The sequence below is a fragment of the Sphingopyxis sp. genome (genome assembly GCF_025869345.1).
Lineage (GTDB): Bacteria > Pseudomonadota > Alphaproteobacteria > Sphingomonadales > Sphingomonadaceae > Sphingopyxis.
In genome coordinates this window covers 1-4,019 of sequence record NZ_JAOZVW010000112.1, presented here as the reverse complement: position 1 = coordinate 4,019, position 4,019 = coordinate 1, and the positions used below count along the sequence as shown (strand labels likewise).

Annotated in this window: 2 protein-coding genes; one reads left to right on the top strand and one right to left on the bottom strand. The window is 66.2% G+C overall.

The window, feature by feature from the left end; genetic code table 11:
• Positions 1-29 precede the first annotated feature (29 nt).
• Positions 30-1,475 (bottom strand): leucyl aminopeptidase, encoded by a 1,446-nt coding sequence (locus tag OJI97_RS11615; RefSeq protein ID WP_297663647.1) that lies wholly within the window; start codon positions 1,473-1,475, stop codon positions 30-32.
• 131 nt (positions 1,476-1,606) lie between these two features.
• On the opposite strand from OJI97_RS11615, the gene OJI97_RS11610 reads away from it, so the two are divergent.
• A complete protein-coding gene (locus tag OJI97_RS11610) occupies positions 1,607-3,910 on the top strand; it encodes an LPS assembly protein LptD (protein ID WP_297663645.1) in 2,304 nt (767 codons plus the stop codon).
• Positions 3,911-4,019: the final 109 nt, after the last annotated feature.

The window sequence follows — 4,019 nt, the reverse complement described above, 5'->3', positions numbered from 1 at the left end:
CGCGGGGGCGACGTGGTGGATGAAGACCATCACCCCTCGTGATGATCCGCGATGAAGCGGTCGAGCAGGCGCACGCCGTAACCCGTCGCGCCCTTGCCATAGACCGGGCCGTCCTTGTCGGCCCATGCCATGCCCGCGATGTCGAGATGCGCCCAGGCGACGCCTTCGTTGACGAAGCGCTTGAGGAACTGCGCCGCGGTGATCGAGCCGCCTTCGCGCGGGCCGATATTCTTCATATCGGCGATCGGACTGTCGATCAGCTTGTCGTAGGCGGGCGACAGCGGGAAGCGCCACAGCTTGTTGCCGCTCGCCTCGCCCGCTTCGAGCAGATTCGCCGCGAGCGCCTCGTCGTTCGCGAACATGCCCGCATATTCGTGGCCGAGCGAGATCACCATCGCCCCGGTCAGAGTCGCGAGATCGACGATGATCTTCGGATCATAGGCTTTCTGCGCCCAGGCGATCGCGTCGCAGAGGACGAGCCGGCCTTCGGCGTCGGTGTTGAGCACTTCGACGGTCTGCCCCGACAGCGTGGTGACGATGTCGCCGGGGCGCATCGCATTGCCGTCGGGCATATTCTCGACGAGACCGACGACGCCGACGACATTCGCCTTCGCCTTGCGCCCGGCGATCGCCTTGATCGCCCCCGCGACCGCGCCCGCGCCGCCCATGTCCCATTTCATCATGTCCATGCCCGGCCCGGGCTTCAGGCTGATGCCGCCGGTATCGAAGGTGACGCCCTTGCCGACGAAGACCACCGGCGCCTCGCCCGGATTGCCGCCGTTCCAGCGCATCGCGAGCAGCCGCGGCGGGCGGGTCGAGCCCTGCGCGACGCCGAGCAGCGCGCCCATGCCGAGCGCCTTCATCTGCCGCTCGTCGAGTACTTCCAGTTCGACGCCGAGGTCGGTCAGATGCTGGCAGCGTTCAACGAAGCTTTCGGGATAAAGGATGTTCGGCGGCTCGGCGACGAGCGTCTGGGTCAGCGCGACGCCGTCGGCGACCGCCGAATAGCGGCCCCAGCGCGCCGACAGGTCGCCCGCGGGCGACGCGATCACAACCGTCTTCAGACTGGGCTTCGCCGTGTCGGCCAGCTGGGTGCGATAGGTATCGAGGCGCCAGTCGCGCAGCCGCGCGCCCATCGCAAAGGCCAGGACATCGTCCTCGTCGCTCTGCCCCGCGCTCGCGAAATCGACGTGAACCGCCGCGACGCCGCTCGTCTGCAGCTTCGCGGTCAGCGCCGCGCCGCCGCGTTCAAGGTCGTGCGCAGTGCCGTCGCCGATCCCGACGAGCAATAGCCGCTTCGCCTGCTCGCCATCGAGCGCCGCGGTCTCCGCGACCGCGCCCGCCGCGCCCTCGAACCGCGCCTGCGCCGCCGCCGCGCCGAGCAGCGCGCCGAGCCTGGCGGCCTCGCCCTTGCGGACCGGAAAAGCGACAACGTCGGCAGACGCATCGATTTGCGCGACAAACTGGATGTCCATGCCTTAACTTTCTCATGCGATGATTGATTGGAACGTGCCGGACCGATAGGGGTTTCGCCTGCGAGTTGCAAAACAAAGCAGCCGGCCCGGCACGGGTGGACACTAGATAAGGCGTGGGACAAAGATAGCAAATGAACTGGGCTTTGTTCCATCAGTCCCCCCGCGCACAGCCGCTCTGGCTTGCGACCGCGAGCGGCGTCGCCCTCATGGCGTGCCCCGTCGCCGCGCAGCAGACGGTCGAACCGCCCGTCGTGCAGGCGCCGCAGGATCAGCCCGATCTGCAGGACCGTAACGTCTCCGCCGATACGGTCGACGCCCCCGCGCCCCAGTCCGGCGAGCAGATCGGTTTCGCCGCCGACAATCTCAACTACGACAATGAGACCGACGTCGTCGTGGCCGAGGGCAATGTCGAGATGAAGCGCGACACGATCGAAATGCGCGCCGACAAGGTGACCTGGAACCGCAAGACCGGCGAAGTCGTCGCCGAGGGCGATGTCGCGGTCAAGAATCCCGAAGGCGACACCGCCTATGGCGATCGCATCGTCCTGACCGACACGCTGCGCGACGGCGTGGTCGAGAATATGCTCGTCGTGCTCGATAACGGCGCGCGCCTCGCGGCGGTGAAGGGCACGCGTTTCGATAATGGCAATATCGAGCTGGAGAACGCCGCCTACACCCCCTGCCCCGTCGAGGACGGGTCGGGCTGCCCCAAGAATCCGAGCTGGCAGATCCGCGCCGTCCGCGTGATCTATGACCGCGGCAAGAACAAGGTCCGCTACAAGGGCGCGCGGGTCGAGATTTTCGGCCTGCCGCTGATCCCGCTGCCGGGGCTCAGTCATCCCGCGAACAGCGAGGCGGGCAGCGGGCTGCTCGTTCCCGAAATCCGCCTCGACCGCACCAACGGCTTCGAGGTCGCGGTGCCTTATTATCTGCGCCTCGCGCCCGACCGCGACATCACGATCACGCCGCACCTCTACACCGGATCGGTGCCGATGATCGAAGGCGAGTTTCGCGCGCTCACCGACATCGGCTCGTTCCGCATCAACGGCTATGCGACGCACAGCTCGGTCGTTCCGGTGTCGGGGCAGGTGATCGATCCCAATCGCCAGTTTCGCGGCTATCTGGAAAGCGCGGGCAAATTCCAGTTCGATCCGCGCTGGAGCCTGTCCTATTCGGGCCGCATCACGACCGACCGCACCTTCATGCGCCGCTACGACATCAGCCGCGACGACCGGTTGCGCTCGACCTTCGAGCTCGAACGGATCGGCGGGCAGAGCTATTTGTCGATCGCGGGCTGGGCCACCCAGACGCTGCGCCGCAACGATGTGCAGGGTCAACAGCCGATCGCGCTGCCGATCATCGACTATCGCCAGCGGCTCGCCGACCCGCTGCTCGGCGGGCAGATCGAATTACAGCTCAACACGCTGGCGATCGCTCGCACTGCGGGCCAGGACACGCAGCGCGCCTTTGCCGGCGCGACCTGGAATCTGCGCGGGCTGACCGGCCTGGGGCAGGAGGTCGTGCTGACCGCGATGGTGCGCGGCGACGTCTATCACAGCGACGAGAATCTGCTGACTGCGATCCCCGGCTATCGCGGCAAGTCGGGCTGGGAAGGCCGCGGCATCGCCGCGGTCGCCGCCGACATGCGCTGGCCCTTCATCGGCGAATTTCTGGGCGGCACCCAGACGCTGACCCCGCGCGTCCAGATCGTCGCCACCCCCAGCCTCAAGAATCTCGACATCCCGAACGAGGATTCGCGCGCCTTCGACCTCGAGGACAGCAATCTGTTCGCGATCAACCGCTTCAACGGCTATGATCGCTTCGAGGACGGCGCGCGCATCACCTATGGCTTTGAATGGAATTTCAGCCGGCCGGGTCTCAACATCAACAGCATCATCGGGCAAAGCTATCGCCTGTCGGACAAACCCAGCCTGTTCCCCGACGGCACCGGCCTGACCGACCGCACGTCGGACATCGTCGGCCGCACCACCATCGCCTACAAGGATTTCCTGCGGCTGACGCACCGTTTCCGGCTCGACAAGGACAATCTGGCGGTGCGGCGGAACGAGGTCGATGCGATGATCGGCAGCCGCTCGACCTATGCCGTGCTCGGTTATTCGCGGCTCAACCGCGACATCTTGCTGCTCGGCGAGGATTTGCAGGATCGCGAGGAAGTGCGCGCCGGCGGCCGCGTCGCCTTTGCGAAGAATTGGTCGATCTTCGGATCGGCGATCGTCGATCTCACGCGCAAGAGCGACGATCCGCTGGGCGTCGCCGACGGCTTCGACCCGATTCGCCACCGCCTGGGCCTCGCCTATGACGACGAATGCCTGTCGATCGCGCTGACCTGGCGCCGCGACTATATCGACACCGGCGACGCGCGGCGCGGCAACAGCTTCTCGTTCCGCATCGCGTTCCGCAACCTCGGGTTCTGACCAGAACGGCCGGAAGCAGACCTATTTTGCATCGTCATCCCGGACTTGATCCGGGATCCATTCTCTCGGCGCCGGATGAATGGATCCCGGATCAAGTCCGGGATGACGA

What these genes read in the sequence shown, in the direction of transcription:
- OJI97_RS11615 (WP_297663647.1), bottom strand. Translation starts at nt 1,475, where the DNA reads ATGGACATCCAGTTTGTCGCGCAAATCGATGCGTCTGCCGACGTTGTC.
- OJI97_RS11610 (WP_297663645.1), top strand. Translation starts at nt 1,607, where the DNA reads ATGAACTGGGCTTTGTTCCATCAGTCCCCCCGCGCACAGCCGCTCTGG.